This window comes from Pseudomonadota bacterium, assembly GCA_010028905.1.
Classification (GTDB): Bacteria; Vulcanimicrobiota; Xenobia; order RGZZ01; family RGZZ01; genus RGZZ01.
This window is the reverse complement of the sequence record RGZZ01000707.1, coordinates 1-1,859: the sequence shown is the minus strand read 5'-3', so window position 1 is coordinate 1,859 and position 1,859 is coordinate 1. Positions and strand designations below refer to the sequence as shown.

At 65.5% G+C, this 1,859-nt stretch carries 3 protein-coding genes; all 3 read left to right on the top strand.

Translation table 11 applies throughout. The features are described 5' to 3' along the window. Positions 1-525: hypothetical protein (locus tag EB084_24555; protein NDD31435.1), on the top strand; the 525-nt coding region annotated here is incomplete at its 5' end. Beyond that, positions 522-1,223, top strand: coding sequence for a hypothetical protein (locus EB084_24550; protein ID NDD31434.1), 702 nt, complete (start codon positions 522-524; stop codon positions 1,221-1,223). The genes EB084_24555 and EB084_24550, both read left to right, overlap by 4 nt. 229 nt (positions 1,224-1,452) lie before the next feature. Then, the coding region (locus EB084_24545; GenBank protein NDD31433.1) for a hypothetical protein at positions 1,453-1,859 on the top strand (407 nt) is incomplete at its 3' end.

Genomic DNA, 1,859 nt, shown 5'->3' with positions numbered 1-1,859 from the left:
CAGCGCAGCGGCGCCGTCGAGGTGAAGATCGTGGGGTATGTTGCGAACACCAAGCTGGCCTATACCACCCTCTCAGTAGCCGCCGCCGTCGGGGCCACCAAGATCTACGTGAACGACACCGCGAACTTCACCATCTACAACTCCGGCTACTTCCTCAAGTCGCCCTACACAGAGTTCGACGACACCGGACCGCCCTCCAAGACAAAGTACTCGTCGCTCCTCACGGGCAGCACGGGCGTGGTGCAGAGCACCACATCTCCGCAGACCTATCAGTGGGGCCTCAACAGCCTGAAGCAAGACAACGTCTTCATCGGCACCGCCTCGTCTTTCGGGGGCAGCGCGAACCTCGGAGCCGACCCGCACGGCGAGACGAACAGGATCGTGGGCATCGGGAAGGACTCCACGGGCTACTACCTGAACCTGCTTCACCCCATGCGGGGCGACGAGCCTGCCATGAACACGTACGCCTCCTACGCCATCGGCACCGGGGTCTACGGTGTCTGCACGGTGCCGACCTACCCATGAGCGAGGAGACGCGCCGCATGCCTGAACGGTCGCGACAGCGCCGGGGGCTCACCCTGGTGGAGACCATCGTGGTCATCTTCGTTTTCTCGCTGCTCACCCTCACCATCACGCAGCTGCTGAACGGTGGGCTGCGCGCCTGGCGCAAGGGGCAGGCGCGCTTCACCCTGCGTACAGACGCCCGCGACGCCCTCGACCAGGTGCAGGCAGAGATCCGCCAGGCGACAACAGCGCCCACCCTGTCGAACCCGTTCAGCGGCAGCCCCACCTACTACAAGACGCTCGCTCTCACCCGCACGCCTGCTGGCGGAGGCACCACCACATCGGTCACCTTCGCCATCGATTCCACCACGCGCCAGCTCACCCGCACCGAGAGCAGCGTAGTCACGGTACTGGCCGAGAACGTGGTCGATCAAGACTCGGCTGGCACCGCCCGCTCGTACTTCACGTTCGTCGACACCACCAACACCACTGTGGGCATCAAGCTCTGGCTGGTGCAGAACGCCTTCTCGAACCCGAACGGCATCAACTCGGGGGCAGGGCAGTCAGAGAACGTGTCGCTGTATGGCTCAGCCTACTGGCTGTCGAACCAGACCCAGCTGACCCAGGGGTCTGGCGCCCAGACGACCCAGGCGTCGGCGGTCTCCCTCACCGGTGTCAGCCTGGGTGACCCGCGAAGCCCGCACGTGAGATGGCCTTGAAACGGGAGGGGCGTCTGGTCTATAATTCGTTATTACTTCTCTGGGAGGGGTGCGCCTCGCGGTGAGCCTGACGGTGGTGACAACGGCAATCGCTCTCTGCGTCTGCGCCGCTCTGCTGGCCCAGCGCGTACGTAGGCGCGCGTCGACACACGTCCTGGTGGGAAATCGATGGGTAGTGGGGGCCCAGGTGCAGGCCCCCGCGCAGAGCACACCCGGACTCAGGGAACGTGTGCAACGCGCCTGGGTCTTGCGACACGCCCGCAGCTTCTTCCACGGCACGGGAAACGAGCCCCTGACCACCGTCACCCTCGAGCGAAAGCAGACCTCACTCGTGAACATCCGAATCGAACGCGATTACGAGCTCGACTTCACGCCACGGCGCACGGCGCTCTCATCGCTGCGCCTGCAGCTCGAGCTGATGGCGCTGGCGCTGTCGGCCTTCACAACCGCGCTCCTCGTGGGCGATGACCGCGCATCGGCGCCGCCCCATGTCGACTACGTCGCGGGAGGGCCCACCCACGGCGGGCTGGGCTTCGGTCGGTTGCTCATGGCCTCCATCGCCACCCCCACGCCCCACCCCTTCGTCACCGGCACTTCGGTGAATGCCACCCCTGGCTACTCCGTCGCCCACGGCAA

Bases quoted from the DNA above. Each gene is read 5' to 3' on its own strand.
- EB084_24550 (NDD31434.1), top strand. From the start codon at position 522: ATGAGCGAGGAGACGCGCCGCATGCCTGAACGGTCGCGACAGCGCCGG.